Source organism: Propioniciclava sp. MC1683 (assembly GCF_014164675.1).
Taxonomy (GTDB): Bacteria; Actinomycetota; Actinomycetes; order Propionibacteriales; family Propionibacteriaceae; genus Propioniciclava.
In genome coordinates this window covers 1-18,980 of the sequence record NZ_JACJFX010000046.1, presented here as the reverse complement: position 1 = coordinate 18,980, position 18,980 = coordinate 1, and the positions used below count along the sequence as shown (strand labels likewise).

14 protein-coding genes are annotated in these 18,980 nt (G+C 70.4%); 8 read left to right on the top strand and 6 right to left on the bottom strand.

Annotated elements, in window-relative coordinates; all coding sequences use genetic code 11:
* The first annotated feature begins 256 nt into the window (after positions 1 to 256).
* Positions 257 to 769: a C-terminal helicase domain-containing protein gene (locus H5397_RS16060; RefSeq protein ID WP_220492357.1), complete on the top strand. Its 513-nt coding sequence runs from the start codon at positions 257 to 259 to the stop codon at positions 767 to 769.
* Between the two features lie 18 nt (positions 770 to 787).
* Here the strand turns inward: H5397_RS16060 and H5397_RS16055 are convergent, their stop codons facing one another.
* On the bottom strand, positions 788 to 3,868 hold the full coding sequence (locus H5397_RS16055; RefSeq protein ID WP_182818678.1) for an AAA family ATPase: 3,081 nt from the start codon (positions 3,866 to 3,868) through the stop codon (positions 788 to 790).
* 5 nt (positions 3,869 to 3,873) lie between these two features.
* Positions 3,874 to 4,713, bottom strand: a complete 840-nt coding sequence (locus H5397_RS16050) for a hypothetical protein (RefSeq protein WP_182818677.1) — start codon at positions 4,711 to 4,713, stop codon at positions 3,874 to 3,876.
* Between the two features lie 193 nt (positions 4,714 to 4,906).
* On the opposite strand from H5397_RS16050, the gene H5397_RS16045 reads away from it, so the two are divergent.
* A complete protein-coding gene (locus tag H5397_RS16045) occupies positions 4,907 to 7,762 on the top strand; it encodes a DEAD/DEAH box helicase (protein WP_182818676.1) in 2,856 nt (951 codons plus the stop codon).
* Positions 7,763 to 7,779: 17 nt separating this feature from the next.
* Here H5397_RS16045 and H5397_RS16040 read toward each other — a convergent pair whose 3' ends face one another.
* Complete coding sequence (locus H5397_RS16040) at positions 7,780 to 7,962, bottom strand: hypothetical protein (RefSeq protein WP_182818675.1); 183 nt, start codon at positions 7,960 to 7,962, stop codon at positions 7,780 to 7,782.
* Between the two features lie 188 nt (positions 7,963 to 8,150).
* On the opposite strand from H5397_RS16040, the gene H5397_RS16035 reads away from it, so the two are divergent.
* Positions 8,151 to 10,319: a polymer-forming cytoskeletal protein gene (locus tag H5397_RS16035; RefSeq protein WP_182818674.1), complete on the top strand. Its 2,169-nt coding sequence runs from the start codon at positions 8,151 to 8,153 to the stop codon at positions 10,317 to 10,319.
* A gap of 242 nt (positions 10,320 to 10,561) precedes the next feature.
* On the opposite strand, the gene H5397_RS16030 is transcribed toward H5397_RS16035, so the two are convergent.
* A complete protein-coding gene (locus tag H5397_RS16030; RefSeq protein WP_182818673.1) occupies positions 10,562 to 10,804 on the bottom strand; it encodes a hypothetical protein in 243 nt (80 codons plus the stop codon).
* 73 nt (positions 10,805 to 10,877) lie between these two features.
* Here H5397_RS16030 and H5397_RS16025 point away from each other — a divergent pair, with 73 nt between their 5' ends.
* Complete coding sequence (locus H5397_RS16025) at positions 10,878 to 11,855, top strand: enoyl-CoA hydratase/isomerase family protein (RefSeq protein ID WP_182818671.1); 978 nt, start codon at positions 10,878 to 10,880, stop codon at positions 11,853 to 11,855.
* On the opposite strand, the gene H5397_RS16020 is transcribed toward H5397_RS16025, so the two are convergent.
* Positions 11,852 to 12,749 (bottom strand): IS5 family transposase gene (locus tag H5397_RS16020; protein WP_375539467.1). Its coding sequence is split into 2 segments (ribosomal slippage): positions 11,852 to 12,404 and positions 12,403 to 12,749, totalling 900 coding nucleotides; the frame shifts between segments, so codons are not numbered across the junction. The genes H5397_RS16025 and H5397_RS16020 overlap by 4 nt on opposite strands.
* Before the next feature lie 61 nt (positions 12,750 to 12,810).
* Positions 12,811 to 13,761: an aldo/keto reductase gene (locus H5397_RS16015; protein WP_220492356.1), complete on the bottom strand. Its 951-nt coding sequence runs from the start codon at positions 13,759 to 13,761 to the stop codon at positions 12,811 to 12,813.
* 305 nt (positions 13,762 to 14,066) lie between these two features.
* On the opposite strand from H5397_RS16015, the gene H5397_RS16010 reads away from it, so the two are divergent.
* The 4 genes from H5397_RS16010 (at position 14,067) to H5397_RS15995 (ending at position 18,826) form a co-directional block, all read left to right on the top strand.
* A complete protein-coding gene (locus H5397_RS16010; protein ID WP_182818669.1) occupies positions 14,067 to 15,377 on the top strand; it encodes an extracellular solute-binding protein in 1,311 nt (436 codons plus the stop codon).
* A gap of 148 nt (positions 15,378 to 15,525) precedes the next feature.
* Positions 15,526 to 16,473 (top strand): carbohydrate ABC transporter permease, encoded by a 948-nt coding sequence (locus H5397_RS16005; protein WP_182818668.1) that lies wholly within the window; start codon positions 15,526 to 15,528, stop codon positions 16,471 to 16,473.
* Positions 16,470 to 17,408 (top strand): carbohydrate ABC transporter permease, encoded by a 939-nt coding sequence (locus tag H5397_RS16000; RefSeq protein ID WP_182818667.1) that lies wholly within the window; start codon positions 16,470 to 16,472, stop codon positions 17,406 to 17,408. The genes H5397_RS16005 and H5397_RS16000 overlap by 4 nt, the downstream gene beginning before the upstream one ends.
* The gene (locus tag H5397_RS15995; RefSeq protein ID WP_182818666.1) at positions 17,405 to 18,826 is read left to right on the top strand and encodes a glycoside hydrolase family 1 protein; all 1,422 of its coding nucleotides are present in this window, start codon (positions 17,405 to 17,407) and stop codon (positions 18,824 to 18,826) included. The genes H5397_RS16000 and H5397_RS15995 overlap by 4 nt, the downstream gene beginning before the upstream one ends.
* Positions 18,827 to 18,980: the final 154 nt, after the last annotated feature.

Genomic DNA, 18,980 nt, shown 5'->3' with positions numbered 1-18,980 from the left:
GAGCACGTCGAGGTCTTTCGGATGGAAGGCGTAGGAACCTCCATCATCGGAAGACCTCGACCCTCAACCGCGGAGCGACGCGCCTCCCCAGATCACCGGCCTCTACACCCTCAACTGTGATGAGCCGGATTTCGCCGACGACTGGTGGCTCCCCCTCCTCAGCGCCCTCAAGGACGAGGAGACCGGCGGCCTCTACGCCTACTCCGACGAACGCCAGCGCGTGTTCGCCCGATTCGGACGCCCTCCCGTCCAGTTGGTGCCCCTCGTCCTGGACCACAACCTGCGCAACACCAAGCAGATCGCGTCCACGTTCGTGCCCTTGGCGCCCACCGGCATGGAACTCCGCGGCGGCGACGGGCCGCAGGTGACGTTCGTGCCCGCCAGCAGCGCCGACGCGCTCCAGGTGGCCGACGACCAGGCCGACGCACTCTTCAACGAGGGCTGGGACGCCGGCAACATCGCCCTCATCACCCTCGGCCAGCGGCACCCGGTGCAGGTGGAGCGTCAGGAGTCCCAGGGCCAGCAGGGCTACTGGGACACCTTCTGGGACGCCGACGACATCTTCTACGGCCACGTCCTGGGCTTCAAGGGCATGGAACGCCGCGCCATCGTGCTGTGCGTCAACGAATCCGGCACGCGCGACCGGGCGGCCGAACGCCTCTACGTCGGCCTGTCCCGTGCCACCGATCGCCTGATCGTCGTCGGTGACCCCGACGTCATCGCCACGATGGGTGGCGAGGATGTGTGTCGCCGGTTGGGCTTGGGCTGATGGCCGCGACCCCGAAGCTCAGCGTCGCCCTGGGACCGGTCCTTCCAGCTCGATGAGCCGGTCCTGCGGATCAGCGAGCTTCTCGCGAGCCCACGCGCGGACCCCTGTCTCCTGCGAGAACAGCACCACCTGGCGCTCCTTGGACACCTCGTGCAGGAGATCCAACAGCGCGACCGTTCGCGCGGCATCACACTGCACGGTGACGTCATCGAGGATCAGGGGCATCGCCTCGTCGGTGCCGAGGTTCTCGACCAGGGCCAGCCGCAGCAACAGGTAGGTCTGCTCGGTCGTGCCCTGAGACAGGAGTGCCGCATCACGCCACGTGCCCGAGGGGTCCAACAACTCCACCGCCAGCGTCTCTGCCTTGACCCGCACGTCCTGGTAGCGACCCTGGGTGACCAAGGGAAGGCGTCCACGGATGGCTCGCTCCAGGACCGGCGAGATGTTCCGGTGCGCTTCCTGTTGCGCCACTTCGAGGTCTCCGGCCACCAGGTCCAGGATGCTCTTGAGTTCCTCCAGCGACGACTTCTCCCGCGACAGGGCAGCCTCTGCCTCGACGGCCTGCGCCAGATCACCCTCGCTGCGACGCAGGCGCGCGAGCTCGCCCTCGGCGCCGGCGCGCTCGGTCGCTGCATCTTCCACCGCCTTCGCGGCACCCGCGACCAGTTCATCGACCTCGGACGGCAGGTGCTCCGGCCGCTCCCCCAAACCGGACGTGAGGGTTGTCAGCTGCTCCTCGAGTTCGGCCGTGGTCGCGCCGTCCAGTTGCTGCTCCCGCAGGGAAAGCACATTGTCACGGACGTGTCGTGCCTCCCGTGCGCGATTCTGGGCGCCCAACCAATCCTCCAGCTTGCCAGCGGCCTGGTCCGGGTCGTCCCCAGTGTCCGCGTCGACCTCGCGCGCCGCGGCCACGACCGCTTCCGCGCGGGCCGCGTCCCGTCCCACCGCCTCGCGGTAGGCCTGGTCAGCCTGCTCCCGGATCTCCAGCGTGCGCGTCAGTTCCTCGCGTCGCTGCGCCTCCCTCGCCACGACGGCGCGTTCGGCGCACGCCTCCTCGTAGCGGCGGTACGCCGCGTCGGCCTCCCGGGCATCGCGGGGGTTCGCGACATCCAGCGGCCCCTTGGCACGCAGGGCGTCGACCAACCGGTGCGCGGCGTCCCCGACCTCGACCCGCAGCCGAGCGATCTCTTCACGTTGCTCGTCGGCGAGCTTCTTGGCTCCCTCTCGCTCGTCGATGCGGCGGGCGAGGCCTTCCAGTTCATTCGGATCGATCGGCAGCCCGCGGTCGCCGAGCAGCGTGGTCAGCTCCACACGCCGTTGGTCGAACTCGGACGCCGCCCGCTGCCACGCATCACGCCGCCGGACGATGTCGTCCACCCTGTCCGAGATGACCGGCTCCCGCGGCTTGTCGCCCGGGTGCTGGAAGATCGGAACCTCAGGCGGCGTCGGTGCCACAGGCGGGTCCTGTGCCGACGGCGTCCCAGAGGACGGGTCGGCCACCCGGGCCGGGCGACGTCCACGCATGACCAACCCTGCGACGAGCACAGCCACACCGACGGCCGCACCCGCGCCCCCGATGACCGGGTCGAGCAGCAGCATCAGGAGGCCGATCACGACGAGCACCCCGCCCGCGATCAGCAGCCACAGGGACGGCCCGGCCGAACTGCGGGCGTACTGGTCGGACGCCCGACGCCCGGGTCCGCCGTCGACGGGCTGACGGCCGCGGAACGCCGCGACCTCTTGCTCGTAGGTGACCCGCTCCGCGTCGTACCGTTCCTTGGCAACCGTGTAGCGGCGCATCGCCTCCTCTTGGGAGGCCGAGCGTTCCTGCCACGCCAGGAGGTCGCGCGCATGCTGGGCGAGGTCGTGGTCGTACTGGTCCCTCAGCCGCGATTCGTCCTCGTCGTGGGTCGCGTCCCACACCGGTCGCGCAGCGCGAACCTGGGTGGCGAACTCGCGCAGCTCGTCGCTGGATGCGTCCGGCAGTGTGCCCTCCGCCGGGGCGGCGTGGTCGAGGTCCTCGCGCGAATCCAGCGAGGAGGTCACCCTGTTGAGGGCTTCCCAGAGACCGCGGACGGCGGGGTCGGGTGCGGTGTCACCCTCCGGCATCTCGGGGAGTTCGGCCAACTGCTCGCGCAGCTCGTCGGCAGACGGCCCGGGAGGCTCCTCGGGCAGCGCATCGCGGTTGAGGAAGCCGTTCAGGGCAGCACGCAGCCGCTCCACGAGGTCGTCCGCGGCCGGCTCCCCGATGGACGCCAGACCGGCGAGCTGCTCGTCGTACCCGCGCACCTTGGCGAGGCGCTGCTCGAGCGCATCGGCCTCGGCCCACACCTGCAGGACCCGCACGCGCTCCAGCTCGGCCCTCGCGCGTTCCTCGTCACCCCGCAACCCGGAGACACGGGCAGCCGTCAAGCGCAGTTCGTCCCGGGCCGCCCGCAGCGCGTACGTGGCCTTCTTGGCCTCCTCCAACTCCGCAAGGGTGCGCCTCAGTGGGCGCTGTCCGATCGACTCGCTCCCAACCCGGGTCGACGCCTCGTCCTTCAACTTTTCCAGGACCTGATGCGCGGTCACGTCGAGGGATTCGGTGGTGGCCGCGCGCTGGATGAACTCCTGGAGCTTCTTGGCGTCCTGCAGCACCCGCAAGATGTCCGCCTGGGGCACGAAGATGATCGAGCGCAGGGTCTCCCGGCTCAACCCGAAGAGCTCGCCGACATCGATGTCCGCCCAGTCGGTGTGCGTCAGACCGAAACGCTCCTCCAGCTCCTTGCGCCCCAGCGCGCGCTCCGCCCCTGCCGGGACGATCGCGGTCGTGCCGCCCACGAGGTCCTGAGTGACGTCGAGGGTGTCGCCCGAGTCGAGCGCGATGGTCGCGCCCACCTGCCAGCGTGACCCTCTCCAAGGCTGGTGCCGCTTCCGGAATTGGGCTTCAACTCCAGTCCCGCGGCCGGGCGCCCGCCGCCGCCCCGCGAGGACGGCGAACAGTGCGGCTGCCCACGTGGACTTGCCGCTCTCATTGGGGCCGTGGACGACCGTGAACCCCGGCGCCAGGTGGAGGGTGTCCCCACGGAACGGGCCGAAGTGCGTTGCGGTGACCTCCATGAACTTCACGATGCGTCCGCTCCTTCCAGCGAGCTGACACCCAGGGCCAGCGCTTGGTGACGCCGTGCCACATCCGGTCCGGCACCCGACAGCCGTCGGACCAGCCCAGCCGCCACGGTGCGGTCCTCCGGGGACGCCGTGGGGAACTCGTAGGCAAGGTCCCGCCAGACCACCGTGACGTCGTCGCGTACCGGTCGCCAGTCCAGTGCTGGGGGGATGACCAGCCGGGGGCCAACGCGCCCGCTGACGATGATGCGGTCCAAGGGGGAACTGGCCGCGACCGCACCGTCGAGTTCCTGCACCAAGGAGGCCGAATCCTCGTGTACGCCGACGTCGATCGTTCGCGGCTCGCCGACGGTCAGGTCGAAGTCGATGTCCGCTGCCTCCAGACCTCGGTCATCGGTCCACGTGACCAGCTGGGCCCGCGGCGTCCCCCCACCCGAGCCGGGGACCAAGGGCGACACTTCCAAGACATGGAGGGTCGAATCCGGGCGGTCATCCGGGGGTGTGACGACGGGAACGTTCGTCGGCAGCAGCTGCGGCATGTTCGTGAAGACCACCTTGCCCTCGGCGCGCAGCGCTGGGGCGAGGGGGCCTGCGAACGCGAAGTCGGTGCCACCGAGTTCGATCGTGCGCACCTCACCGGGTCCGATCCAGAGCACGGACGCCGGCCACTCCACGAGCTGCCGCGGCGGGTTCTGGAGGTGCGCCTCGGCGGCATCGGGGAGGACCACGACCGGGAAGGGCATGGCGTCCAGCACGGCCTTCACCTCGTCGACCGTGCTACTGCGCACGCTGCTCGCATCCCACAGCCCCCCGAGGACCACCATGGCCGTCAGGTCCATCTCGAATGCACGCCCAGCCACCTGAAGGAGCAGGTCAGCGCTGGCTGCACGGAGCAGTGGCCCGACACCGGGGAATTCATCGGGCCATCCCTTGTCGAGGTTCAGCCCAGACAGGACGAGTACCCGAGCAGCCATTGCACGGCCCCTTGTTCAGCTAGTGTTCCGATTATCTGGGGACGTTACAGGAAAAGGCATGACTGATCCGAAAGAGCTTGAGATCGGCGCTCGCTATGAGGGAATTCTCCCGAACGAGCCCGTCACGGTGCTCGAGATCAGGCCCGCCGGTCCGTCCGCGCTGGTGAGGTACTCGACCGGCAACGGCGAGGAGGGCAACAGCTTCCTGACACCGGATCGCCTGGCCGCCGTCGTGCCCGCGACCAGCCGACGGACGTGGCGCGCTACGTGGCCCGACTTCCAGCTCGGCATCCAAGCGCTGGCCCTGCGCGCCGTGCCCCACGAGGGACGCCTCGTCGCGGTCAGCGCCTCCAACATCACCCCGCTGCCCCACCAGGTGCAGGCCGTCTACCACGAGATCCTGCCCCACGACCGGCTCAGGTTCCTGCTGGCCGATGACCCCGGCGCAGGCAAAACGATCATGACCGGCCTGTACCTCAAAGAGGTGCTCGCGAGCAGCCGTGCGACGCGCGTCCTCATCGTCGCGCCCGGGAGCCTGACCGAACAGTGGGTCGACGAGATGTGGAGCCGCTTCGGTCTCTCGTTCGTTGAGTTGGGCACCCAGCACCTGGTCACCGACCCGTCCGGGAGGCCGCGTCTGGAGGAGGTCGGCCCCCTCGTCGTCGCCCGGATCGACCAGGTCGCCCGCAACGAGGACTTGATGGACGCCGTCCTCGCTGAGGACTTCGACGTCGTCGTGGTCGACGAGGCGCACAAGATGAGCGCGCGGCGCTGGGGGAACCGCATCCTCTACAGCAAGCGCTACCAACTCGGCCAGGCTCTGGCCGGCGAAGCCGAGCACCTCCTGCTCCTGACCGCCACCCCGCACAACGGCAAGCCGGACGACTTCGCCCTCTTCATGGAACTGCTGGGGGTGAGCGTGGACGACCGTCGCCCTGTCCTCGACCAGGCCCCGGTCCGGCGGCTGGTGAAGGAGCAACTCGTCCATGCCGACGGGAGTGCCCTGTTCCCGCCGCGTGTCGCGTCGACGCTCAACTACGCGATGACGCCCAGCGAGCAGGTCCTCTACGACGCCGTCACCCACTACGTCGCCGAAGAGATGAACAAGTCCATGGACGAGAGCGTCCGACGCACGGTCGGGTTCGCCATGACCGTCCTGCAGCGCCGCCTCGCCTCGTCGCCCGAGGCGATCCTGCGGTCCCTGGAGCGTCGCCACGTACTGCTGGAGTCCGCGTTGGAGCGGGCCGAGCGCCACGACGCCAACCTCGCAGGGTTGCTGCGCGCATCGCTGGACGGCACCGCGGTCCCCACCGACGATGACGAGCCCGACGACGAGCAGGCCTCCACGGCGTCGGCGTCCCGGACCCCGGCCGAACTCCGCACGGAACTGTTGGTGCTGGCCGACCTGGTCGCCAAGGCGTCCGAGGTGCGCCGCTCGGGCATCGACCAGAAGTGGGAGGCGCTGAAGTCCTTCCTGACCAGCCCGGACAGCTTCGACGAGACGGGGACGCGCCGCAAGGTCATCATCTTCACCGAGCACCGCGACACGCTGCGCTACCTGGAGGAGCGGCTCGAGGAGGTCCTGGGCCCCAGCGAGTACGCCGCCGTGATCCACGGCCAGGTGCAGCGGCACGAACGGCGCCGGGCCCAACACGACTTCACCCACGACCCCCTGTGCGGGATCCTGCTGGCCACCGACGCCGCCGGTGAGGGCGTCAACCTGCAGGTGGCCAACCTGATGGTGAACTACGACATCCCGTGGAACCCGAACCGCCTGGAGCAGCGGTTCGGGCGCATCCACCGCATCGGGCAGGATCGCACCTGCTACCTGTGGAACCTCGTCGCCAGCGACACCCGCGAGGGCGCTGTGTTCCAGACCCTCCTGGAGAAGCTGGCGGTGCAGCGGGACGCCTTGGGCGACCGGGTGTTCGATGTGCTCGGCGACGTGCTGTCCGGGGCGGAGCTCAGCGAGATCCTGACCGATGCCATCAGGAACCAGGATCCGGGCGCGGCCCTGTCCGTGCTGGAAGAACGCCTGGGCACCGGGCTGGCGGACGAACTGGCGATCCGCGAGGCCAGCACCACCGAGTTCAGTCAGGAAGACCTCGTGGCGATCCAGCGCAGGCTGGAGTGGGCCCGCGCCCGGGACCCACAACCCGACATGGTCCCGGACTTCGCCCGCGCGGCGCTGCACCGGTCGGGTGCGGAAGTTCACTCACTGGGTGACGACACGGTGTGGCGGGTCCCCTACGTGCCGCAACACCTCGCCGCCCTGCCTGGGGTCGCGAAGCAGTACGGGCGACTGCACCTCGTCCGGCAAGGTCTGGTCGACGATGACGCCGGCGAGAGCCAGTTCCTGGCGCCGGGGCACCCCCTGCTGAACGCCCTGGTGGAGCGCGTCGCAGACGACCTCAGCCCCGCCCTGCGGGACGGGATGCTGTTGGAGGACCCCCACTCGGCCACCGACTACCTCCTCATCACCCTCGACGAGGACGGACGCCCGTCGACCTGGCGCTGGGATCCCGCGGCGGGGCGGACGCGGGTGTCGACGGACGCCGCGCTCGACCTGTCCCCCAGCCAGGACACGGACACTGGGTGGGCTGCCTCGCTGGTGGATGCCGCCGGGTTGGACGAGGGTTCGCTCCTGGCCATCGCCGCCGTCCGCGGGCTGGCGTCGGAGGCTGCGGCGGACCAGCACGCTCGGGCCGTTGTGGCCGTCGGGCAGCGCCTCGAGCAGGAGGGGCGTGTCGTCGCCGGCGATCAAGGAGCCGGCTACGACTTCGTGGTTGAGTCAGGACCCTCGGTGCGGTTCATCGTGGTCGGCAGGGCGGCGAGCTTCGGGCGGCACGATCCGCTCCGTTCAGAGGGGCGCCTCGCAGCGGTCGTCCCGGTCGAGACCGTCCGACCCGCCTGAAGCGGCCACGCCGGTCGTCAGGCGTCCTGGGTCAACAGGTCCAGAGCGGACCTGCTCCACTGAAGGAACCAGTTCTCGGTGACCTCCGCGATGCCGTAGCGCCCCGCCGCGGCACGCGCGTCGGCCGCTGCGCGCTCGTGGGCCTCGGCGAGGGCCAACTGGCGGCGCGACCCGGCGCCGGCAGAGTCACCGGCAACCACGGCACACCGTCGGGCGTGGTCGGGACACGGACAATCCTCCGAGGACGGGAATCTTCACGTGACCCTAGCCGCTTGCGCCAGTCGAGCCCATCTCTCCCGCCCGTCACGGCACTAGATTGGGACCACGGGCACTCGCACACCAGGGCCAGGAGCACGCAGTTCCACCCCCTCGTCCGAAAGGTTCGACCGTGACGGCACAGACAATTCTGGACGAGTTCGCCCTCGGCATGGCCCTGCGTGACGTGGCCAGCACCGAGCAGTCGGGGGTGGTCGTGGTGCTCTCGACGCGCCGCGACGCGCATGCTCCCGATTTCGACCTGGACGCCGTGACCCGCGCCGCCGGTCCCGACGGACGCGTGCTCGTGGTCCCGGCCAACCTGAATTCCCAGCTCAACGCCCGCCTGGGCGACGAGTTCACCGTGTACGGGGGCGCCGCCCGCGTGTTCCCTGTCCGGCGGGCCGACGCCCCCTACGCGGCGCCCTTGGTCGGCTCCCGCAACACCACCAAGCGGGCCCGCCTCGACCAGTTGGTCCGCCACATCGAGAACGCGAAGACGGCATCAGCCCCCCAACCCATCCCCACCACCGCCCGGCAGGCCGGACGCCCCGACCTCACCTTCACCGCCGGTGCCGTGACGCCGGTCGACAGCCCGGACATGGCCGCAGCCCTGGCCGCCCACCTGTTGAACCCCGAGCGGACGCGCCCCACCCTGCTGCTCACCCGTCGCGCCGGCGACTACCGCCCGCTGGTCGACGTGGCGCGCATCGTCCAGGACGTGGGGACGCTCGTCGACATCTTCGAGATGGGCACCGGCGAGGTGTCGTGGGCGTTCTCCGAGGCCTTGGCCCGGTTCCCGGGCACCGAGTGCTACGGCGGCGCGGGCCGCGTCTACCCCGTCGGCCTGGAGTGGACGACCAACCTCGACCGCTCCCCCCTCCGGTTCACCTGGGACGCCAGCCATGCGGCCGCCTCCACCGAGGCACTCATCCGCGACGCCCTGGCCTCGTCGCGACTCAGCTCGTACACGGCGCGGCCGATCCGGGCGCGCCGCGTGACGGGCACGGTGAAGGGATCAGTGTCCGGCCGGGGCCTGGTCTCCCTCGACCAAGGCGGCATGGCGACCATCTGGCCCGAGCTCGTGGTCGAGGACGTCGACGCCGAACACCTCGTCCAACCGGGCATGCGCGTCGAGGGAGACCTCGACGAGGCCACCGGCCGGCTCGACGTGGCGGCGTCCCTCATCACGGCCGACGTCGCGCTGGCCACCTTCCAGCATGACGACCTGGTGACCGCGCGCGTCGTCGCGGTCGAGCGGGAGATCGCCGTCCTGGAGATCTTCCCGGGCGTCCAGCCCGTGGTGCCGGCCGAGGACATCGTCAGCGGCCGATTCGTCATCGACGTGCGGCAGTGGCTGACCGTGGGCGAGATCCTGTCGGCCCGCATCGTCCAGGCCGGTGAGGCCGATGACGACTGGCAGCTGAGCCTCCTCGACGTCGACCCCGACGAGGAGCCGCGCCCGGCGCCTGCCCTGCTGCCCGGTGGGCCCCCGTGGCTTCCCGAACCCCTGGCGTGGGACGCCGAACCCGAGCCCGAGGCGTCCGAGGTCGAGGAACCGACGGTCGACCGGGCACCCGAACCGGTCCCGAGCGTGACCCCACCCCCCACGCCGGTGGCCGAGGCTCCACCGGCGCAGGAACCCCCGGTCATGGAGCCCCAGCCGACGGACGATGCCCTGCGCGTGATGACCGCCGAGCGGGACGCGCTCGCACGCGAGGTGGCCCGCCTCCAGGACGCCGCGGACGCCGACGCCGACGAGTTGAAGCGACTGCGTCGTCGCGGGCGCGACCAGGACCAGACGGTGAGCCGGCTCACCAAGCAGCTCGCGGCCAAGGACAAGCAGCTGGCGGGGGTCGAGGGCATCCTGGAGGACCGCGACCGGGACCGAAACGCCTTCCCCGACCCGGCCGAGCAGTTCCGCTACGAGGTGGACCTGGAGTGGGCCCGCCGCATCCCGGCCGCCGAGAAGCCCAACTTGCCGCGGGCGTCCTACCTGCTCGGGGCCGACTTCCTGCCCAGCCTCGCCGAGGTCAGCGACCGCGACCGGGCCAAGGCCGTCGAGGTGGTCATCGAGGTCATCACGGGTCGCGTCTACGACATGCCCGGACGCCGCACCCACCAGATGCGCACCGGCGCGGGCGGCGACGACCCCTACCTGTCGCGCGCCGACGGTGCGACCTGCTGGCGCGTCAACCTCCAGCACGGGACGCCCCAGGCCCGCCGCCTGCACTTCTGGGTCCTGCCCACCGGCGAGATCGAGCTGTCGAGCGTGCGGATCCACGACGACATGCGCCCGTGACCTGGCCCCGAACCAGCAGCTTCACACACAACTTCCCACTTCGACTACACACCTGCTGGGTAGCTGGGAAGTTGAGTGGGAAGCTCGCCCTCACCACCCTGTCGCGACGCTCCCGACCTGTCCCGCTCACCGGGACAGGTCGAGAGCGAATCGACTGCGGTCTCCCTGAACCGTCGGTTCAGTTGTCGCGGCGGTCCTCGGCGGGGTGCGACCCGTCCTGCGGGTGCGGCAGCCTGGGCGTCCTACACCAGCAAGAAGTGGCCGGCCCGCTGCAGGGCCGCAGCGATGTCGGCGACGTCGGGCGACACCGACTCCTTGTGCTTCACGACCAGGTCGGCGGTGCGGTTGCCGGTCATCTCGATCATCGCCTGCCCCAGGCCCAGGTCGGCGAACACGTCGTAGAGCTCCTGCAGGGCGGCGGTCACGTCGTTGCTGTCGCGGATCCCCTCCACGCGGTAGCGGCTGGACACGAAGTTGTCGGTCATCTCAGATCCTCGCGTTCATGGCCGGCATGGCGGAGTCCTCGCGGGTGCCGCCGCGACCATCCCCGCGGACGCCATGGGCGTGGCCGCGTTGGTGGCCCGGTACGAGGCCGAGGGACGCCTCGTGCCGGCATTGCTGCGCGCTGCGGTCGAGGCCGGTGGGTTCTACCCGTCGACCGACACGGTGCTGGGTTCGGACGGTGCTGTGCGGGAGCGGCGTCGGGTGGAGGGCGTCCTGACGGTCGCCGAGGCGGAGCGGAACTTCGGGGTGCTCGCCGAGTCGGACGATGCGGCCGTGGTCGACCTGGGTGACGGCATCGCGTGCCTGGCGCTGCGCACGTTCGTGTCCTTGCTCGATGCCGGCGACGCCGACGGGATCCGGGGGTTCGCGCGGCGGGGTCAGGCGGCGTTCCATGCGCTGCGGAACGCCGAGTTCCCCGTGGTGGCGGCCGCACGCGGCCTGGCGTTGGGCGGCGGCAACGAGCTGATGCTCATCGCCAACCGCATCGTCGCCCACGCCGAGCTGTACGCGGGCTTCCCCGAGCGGTCGGTCGGCCTGATCCCCGCCTGGGGCGGTGTCGCGCAGAGCCTCGCCCGCGCGGTGGCGGCGGGCGAAGGTGAGGCTGCGGCGTCCGCCTTCGAGGTGACGTCGAGCTGCGAGGTGAGCACGTCGGCATGGCAGGCGGGCGACTGGCACCTGCTGCGCCAGGACGACCTGGTCGTCGCGTCGGCGCGCCGGGTGCTGGCCGAGGCGAAGGCTGCCGCGTTGGCGCTGGTCGAGGGTGGCTGGACGCCGCCGGCCCTGGTCGACCTGCCGCTGCACTCGCCCGAGGCCGAACCGCTGGACGCGGGGTGGGACGAGGCGTCCGAGACCGACCGGGCCATCGTGGCGCGCATCGCGGGTGTGCTGACCGGCGACAGGCCCGGCGCGACGGCGTCCGAGGAGGAGCTGCTCCCCCGCGAGGTGGACGCCGCCGTCGACCTGCTCCAACTACCCAAGAACCAGGAGCGTGTCTGGCACCTGCTGAAGACGAACAAGCCCCTCGGCAACTAGGGCGTGTCTCGTAACCGTTGGAGCCATCTGATGATGGCGTTGAGGACGGCGGCGCCGCGGTAGACGATGCCGAGTTTGTCGTAGCGGGTGGCGAACCCGCGCCATTGCTTGCCGTGGTTGAACGAGCGTTCGACGTGGTTGCGGTTCTTGTAGTCCTCGGCGTCGAAGGCTGGGGGTCGGCCCCCAGCGCTGCCCCGGCGTTTCCGGTTCGCGATCTGGTCGGCCGGCTCGGGGATGGTGGCGGTGATCCCGCGGGCGCGGAGCAGGGTGCGGTGGCCGCGGGAGGAGTAGGCCTTGTCGCCGCGGAGCCGGTCCGGGGTCGTCCGTGGCCGGCCCGGGCCGACTCGCGGGACGGACAGGTGGTCCAACAGCACCGGCAGCATCGGCGAGTCCCCGGACTGCCCGGCCGACACGACCACGACCATCGGTGCGCCCCGGCCGTCGGCGAGGTGGTGGATCTTGCTGGTCAACCCGCCCCGAGAACGCCCGATACCGTGATCAGGCGACTCCAGGCGCAGATTGTTGTAGTTCGGTGGTGCCCCCTGTGTCCCGGGGCAGGTTGGTGCCGTGCTGGTGGGCGCGGTTGATCGTGGAGTCCACGTTCACCGACCAGTCGACCCGTCCGGCGGCGTCGGCCTGGCCCATCAGCGTGGTGTGGATCCGGTCCCAGGTGCCGTCCTCGCTCCAGGTGCGGTGCCGGGCCCACACGGTCTGCCACGGCCCGAACTCGGCGGGCAGGTCCCGCCACGGGCTCCCCGTGCGGTAGCGCCACACGATGCCCTCGACCACCAGCCGGTGGTCCGCCCAGGGCCGACCACCCTTCGCGCCAGACCGAGGCATCAACGGCTGCAACCGGGCCCAGTCCTCATCGGTCAACACCGGCATCCGACTCACGACCGACACCCTGCCCGAGAAACACCAGGAGCGTTACGAGACACGCCCTAGGGGGAGCGGATCAGTCGAGCGGGCCGGCCCCCGCGCCCGTGGCGGTGAGGGCGTTGGCCAGCTCGGCGAGGGTGGCCTCGTCGAGGGTGACGTCGGCGCCGCCGATCCAGCCGTCGACCTGGTCGGGACGCCGCGCGCCCACGATCGCGCCGGTGACGGCGTCGTGCGTGAGCACCCAGGCCAGGGCGACCTCGCCGGGGCTGCAGCCGAGCCGGTCGGCGACCGAGCGGAGGCGTTCGACCAGCGCCATGTTCTTGTCGAGGTTGGTGGTGAACTCGGGGTTGCGCGAGCGCCAGTCCTTGGGGTCGAGGCCCGCGACGCGCTCCCTGTCGAACGCGCCGGTCAGCAAGCCGGACTGCATCGGGGAGTAGACGATCACACCCGTGTCGTGGGCGGCGCACCAGGGCAGGATGTCGGCCAGCGCCTCGCGCCGAATCATCGAGAAGGGCGGCTGCAGCGAGTCGACGTGCCCGATGGCGCGCAGCTTCCCCTCGTCCCGGAGCTTGACCAGCTCGCCCCAGTACTCCTCGATCGGGCTGCCGTCCTCGGCCGGCCAGTGCACCTGCATCAGATCGATGCGCTCGACCTGCAGCCGGCGGAGCGAGTCCTCGACGTCCTTGCGGATGGAGTCGGCGCGACCGACGCGCTTGGCTTGGAGGAACGGCTGCTCGACGTCCCAGACCATGCCGCACTTGGTGAAGACGTAGGGGCGATCCCCCTCAGGGAGGTCCTTCAGCGCCTTCGCCACGACCTCCTCGGAGTGGCCCAGCCCGTAGACGGACGCCGTGTCGATCCAGTTGATGCCGGAGTCGACCGCGTGCCGGATGGCGGCCACCGACTCCGAGTCGTCCTGGTCGCCCCACCCGAAGGCCCACTCACCCCCGCCGATCGCCCACGCGCCGAAGCCCAGCCGCGTGATCTCCATGTCCGTCGTGCCGAGTCGCCTGGTGGTCAGGGTCATGTCGTCTCTCCCTCGTGAGTGCCGTCCCTCGAGAACTACCACGAGCAGAGGACGAAGGAAAACGTTTGCCAGCAGTCTCAGCCGCGCAATCCTCCGGGCTGGAGGGGTTGGCCCCTCCCCCACCCTCGACGCGGCGCACGGAGCCGGCGGTTATGGAATCGTGACTTCCCGCGCCTTGACAGACCACGTGCCCGAGGAGTGTGCTGGGGTCATCCCACTGAGAGCGCTCTCAGAACATCATTGGGGATCGATGAGAGCGCTCCCAGTGAAGGCGGAGCACCGCCTACACAAACAAAGGAGTTGCTGTGCACAAGTCACGCATTGGGGCCCTCGCGGCGATCAGCGCCCTGGCCATCACCCTGTCCGCCTGCGGCGGGGCGAACACGGGGTCGACACCGGCCCCCGGCGGGAGCGCTGCGCCCGCGACGTCGGACGAGAAGATCACCCTGACCGTCGCCACCTTCAACGAGTTCGGTTACGAGGAGCTCGTCAAGGAGTACACGGCGCTGAACCCGAACGTGATCGTCGAGCACAAGAAGGCCGCGACCGCCGACGAGGCGCGCGACAACCTGAACACCCGCCTGGCCGCCGGTTCCGGGCTGGCCGACATCGAGGCCATCGAGGTCGACTGGGTGCCCGAGATGATGCAGTACGCCGACAAGTTCGTCGACCTCAAGGACGACGCCGTCAAGGGTCGCTGGCTCGACTGGAAGGAAGCCGCAGCCACCACGCCCGACGGCAAGCTCATGGGCTACGGCACCGACATCGGCCCCGAGGCCATCTGCTACCGCGCCGACCTGTTCGAGGCCGCAGGCCTGCCCTCCGACCGCGCCGAGGTCGCCAAGCTGCTCGACGGCGGCTGGGACACGTACTTCACCGTCGGCAAGGACTTCGTCGCCAAGAGCGACGCCGCCTGGTTCGACGCCGCCGACGGCGTGTTCCAGGGCATGATCAACCAGATCGAGACCCCGTTCGAGAACGCCGACGGCACCCCGATCCCCCTCGGCGAGAACACCGAGATCAAGAAGGTCTACGACCAGCTGATCACCGCCGCGGTCACCGACGACCTCTCGGCCGACCTCGCGCAGTGGAGCACCGACTGGTCCACCGCCTTCCAGAACGACGGCTTCGCGACGATGCTCTGCCCGGGCTGGATGCTCGGCGTGATCGAGGGCAACGCCGAGGGCGTCGAGGGTTGGGACATCGCCGACGTCTTCCCCGGCGGCGGCGGCAACTGGGGCGGCTCGTACCTGACGGTGCCGACCCAGGGCGCGCACCCCGAGGAGGCCAAGAAGCTGGCCGCGTGGCTGACCGCCCCCGAGCAGCAGCTCAAGGCCTTCGCGTCCAAGGGCACCTTCCCCAGCCAGAAGGAGGCCCTCGCCTCCCCCGAGCTCCTCAACTCGACCAACGCGTTCTTCAACGACGCCCCCACCGGTCAGATCCTCACCAACCGCGCCAACGCCGTCTCGGTGACCCCCTTCAAGGGCCCGAACTACTTCGCGATCCGCGCGCTGACGTCTGACGCCATCAACCGCGCCGACGTCGACAAGACCGACGACCCCGAGGCCTCCTGGGCCAAGGCCGTCGCCGCCTACGCCGACCTCGGCCTCAGCTGACGCACCACCGGCCGAGCGGGCCCCCCCGCGGGCCGGGGGGCCCCCCCCCCCCCCCCCCCCGCCCCCGGCCCCCCCCCCCCCGCCCCCCCGCCCCCCCCGGCGCCCGGGCGCCCCCCACCCGAACCCACCACGACCGCGAGGAGGCTCGATGTCGAGCACCACAGCGCGCCAGCGGCTGTCCCGCCTGGACGTGCGCCTGTCGCCGTACCTCTACATCAGCCCCTTCTTCATCCTCTTCGCCGTCGTCGGCCTCTACCCGCTGCTCTACACGGCATTCGTCTCCGTGCACGACTGGCACCTCATCGGCGGCCAGGGGGACTTCGTCGGCCTGAAGAACTACGTCGACGTCCTGGGGCAGCAACGCTTCGGCCGCGCCCTGGGCAACACCTTCTCCATCTTCCTGCTGTCGTCGGTCCCCCAGGTGATCGCCGCCATCGCGATCGCGGCCCTGCTCGACGCGAACCTGCGCGCGAAGACCTTCTGGCGCATGGGCGTCCTGCTGCCCTACGTGGTGGCGCCGGTCGCGGTGTCGCTGATCTTCTCCAAGCTCTTCGCCGACCAGTCGGGGTTGGTGAACACGCTCCTGGCCACGATCGGCATCGACCCCATCGGCTTCCACTCCGACCGGCTCGCGTCGCACCTCGCGATCGCCACCATGGTCAACTTCCGCTGGACCGGCTACAACACCCTGATCTTCCTCGCTGCCATGCAGGCCGTGCCCCGGGACCTCTACGAGGCCGCGATCGTCGACGGGGCGTCGCGCTGGCGCCAGTTCTGGTCGGTCACCGTCCCGATGCTGCGCGCCACGATCATCTTCGTGGTCATCACCTCCACCATCGGCGGTCTGCAGATCTTCGACGAACCCCGCATGTACGACACGCTCGGCCTCGGCGGGGCGGACCGGCAGTGGATGACGATGACCATGTATCTCTACGAGCTCGGCTGGGGGGCGCAGAAGAGCTTCGGCCGTGCAGCCGCCGTCGCCTGGATCCTCTTCGGGATCATCATCGCGATCGGCCTGGTCAACTTCCTGCTCACCCAACGCATCGCCTCCGGGGACGCGCCCCGGCGAGTCCGCAAGGGGGCCCGCACATGAACTCCGTCGCCGCCATCGAACAGACCGCCGGGCGCGGTGCCGCCCGCGCCGCCCGCCGTCGGTTGAACCGACCGCAGCCCGGGGCGTCCGGGAGCAGCACCGCGTGGGGCGCCGACCGCCGCCCGTCGTGGCTGTCCTACGTGCTGCTCGGCCTGGTCCTGCTGATCTCGGCCTACCCGCTGTGGTTCGCGGTGCTGCTGGCCAGTTCGGACGCCGCGACCATTGCCCGCAACCCGATCCCGTCGCTGATCCCCCAGGGCCGGCTGCTGGAGAACATCGGCCGGGTCATCTCCTCCGACATCAACTTCTGGACGGCGCTGTGGAACTCGATCCTGGTCGCGGTGATCACCTCGGCGTCGGTCGTGATCTTCTCCACCCTGGCCGGTTACTCGTTCGCCAAGCTGAACTTCCGCGGCCGCGGGCCGCTGCTGGTGTTCGTCATCGCCACCATGGCCGTGCCGACCCAGCTGGGCATCGTGCCGCTGTTCATCGTGATGTCGAAGCTGGGCTGGATCGGCCAGCTGCAGGCCGTCATCGTGCCCGGCATGGTCACCGCGTTCGGGGTGTTCTGGATGACCCAGTACCTCCGCGACGCCCTGCCGTACGAACTGATCGAGGCGGCACGGGTGGACGGCTGCTCGATGATTCGCACGTTCTGGCACGTCGCGCTGCCCGCCGCCCGCCCGGCCGCCGCGATGCTGGCACTGTTCACCTTCGTCGGCTCGTGGACCAACTTCTTCTGGCCCTTCATCGTGCTGGGTCCCACGAACCCGACGCTGCCCGTGGCGCTGCAACTGCTGCAGGCGTCGTACTTCAAGGACTACTCGCTGATCATGGCGGGCGTCGTGGTGGCCACGATCCCGCTGCTGCTGGTCTTCGTCGTCGCCGGCCGACACCTCGTCGCCGGCATTATGCAAGGAGCTGTCAAGGGATGACCGAACTCACCTTCTCACCCTCGTTCTCGTGGGGCACCGCCACCGCGGCCTACCAGATCGAGGGAGCCCGCCACGAGGGCGGCCGCCGCGACTCAATCTGGGACACCTTCGCCCACACCCCCGGCGCGGTGGTGAACGGCGACACCGGCGACGTCACCTGCGACCACTACCACCGCATGCCCTCCGACGTCGCGTTGCTGGCCTCGCTCGGCCTCGACACGTACCGGTTCTCGGTGTCGTGGGCGCGCGTCTGCCCCGACGGCCGGACCCCCAACCCGGAGGGCCTCGACTTCTACGACCGCCTCGTCGACGAGCTCGTCGGGCGCGGCATCCGACCGTGGCTGACGCTCTACCACTGGGACCTCCCCCAGGCCCTCCAGGACCGCGGCGGCTGGACGAACCGCGACACGGCGTCGGCGTTCGCCGACTACGCCGGCGCGGTGCTGGACCGACTCGGCGACCGCGTGCCCGTCTGGACCACGCTCAACGAGCCGTGGTGCTCGTCGTTCCTGTCCTACGCGGCCGGCGAGCACGCGCCCGGCCACACTTCCCCGACCGAGGCCGTGGACGCCGCCCACCACCTGTTGCTGGGCCACGGCCTGGCCGTGCAGCGGATCCGCGCCGACCGACCCGACGTCACCGTCGGCATCACCACCAACCACACCGTCGCCGACCCGGCCGACCCGTCGAACCCGGCCGACGTCGACGCCGCCCGACGCATCGACGGGGCGTTCAACCGCGTGTTCCTCGACCCCCTGTTCCGGGGCGAGTACCCCGCGGACGTGCTCGAGGACATGGCAGAGGCGGGGCTGGGTCGCGCGGCCCGTGACGGCGACTTCGCGGTCATCTCGTCGCCGATCGACGTGCTGGGCGTGAACTACTACAACGGTGCGGCCGTCGCCGGCGCTGTGCCGGGGGACGAGTCGCCCCTGGTGTTCGCCGGCCCGGGTGGGCTGCCCCGGCGCAGCCCCTACGTGGGCTCGGAACGCGTGCGGTTCGTCCCGCGCGGGCTGCCCGTCACCGCGATGGGGTGGGAGGTGCAGCCCGAAGGCCTCACCCGTCTGCTCGTCCGGCTGCAGGAGGAGTACACCGGTCCCGCCGGCGTCCGGCTGCACGTCACCGAGAACGGCGCCGCCTACGACGACGTTCCGGACGCCGCGGGCTTCGTCGACGACACCCACACCCGCCGCGCGTACGTGCGCGACCACCTCGCCGCGGTGCACGCCGCCATCGAGGCCGGCGCCGCCGTGGACGGCTACATGGTGTGGTCGATGCTGGACAACTTCGAGTGGGCGTGGGGCCTGGCCAAACGGTTCGGTATCGTTCGGGTCGACTTCGACACGCTCCAGCGGACCCCCAAGGCGTCCGCACTCTGGTACGCCGAGGTCGCACGGTCGGGACGAGTCACCCTCGACTGATATGTAGGCCCTTTTGTCAAGGGGGCGTGACGAAGTGGCGTCCTCCTGGTTGGGGGACGCCACTTCGCTTTTGGCACGGTGCTTGGTGACGTTCGGCGTGGTCGTCGACGCGGATGGTCAGACTGACATGCGCGGGTTGGTTACCGCTTGACGG

Coding starts and splice junctions, on each gene's coding strand:
- H5397_RS16050 (WP_182818677.1), bottom strand. CDS start 4,713: ATGGACCTGACGGCCATGGTGGTCCTCGGGGGGCTGTGGGATGCGAGC.
- H5397_RS16000 (WP_182818667.1), top strand. CDS start 16,470: ATGAACTCCGTCGCCGCCATCGAACAGACCGCCGGGCGCGGTGCCGCC.
- H5397_RS16045 (WP_182818676.1), top strand. CDS start 4,907: ATGACTGATCCGAAAGAGCTTGAGATCGGCGCTCGCTATGAGGGAATT.
- H5397_RS15995 (WP_182818666.1), top strand. CDS start 17,405: ATGACCGAACTCACCTTCTCACCCTCGTTCTCGTGGGGCACCGCCACC.
- H5397_RS16005 (WP_182818668.1), top strand. CDS start 15,526: ATGTCGAGCACCACAGCGCGCCAGCGGCTGTCCCGCCTGGACGTGCGC.
- H5397_RS16030 (WP_182818673.1), bottom strand. CDS start 10,804: ATGACCGACAACTTCGTGTCCAGCCGCTACCGCGTGGAGGGGATCCGC.
- H5397_RS16055 (WP_182818678.1), bottom strand. CDS start 3,868: ATGGAGGTCACCGCAACGCACTTCGGCCCGTTCCGTGGGGACACCCTC.
- H5397_RS16015 (WP_220492356.1), bottom strand. CDS start 13,761: ATGACCCTGACCACCAGGCGACTCGGCACGACGGACATGGAGATCACG.
- H5397_RS16025 (WP_182818671.1), top strand. CDS start 10,878: ATGGGCGTGGCCGCGTTGGTGGCCCGGTACGAGGCCGAGGGACGCCTC.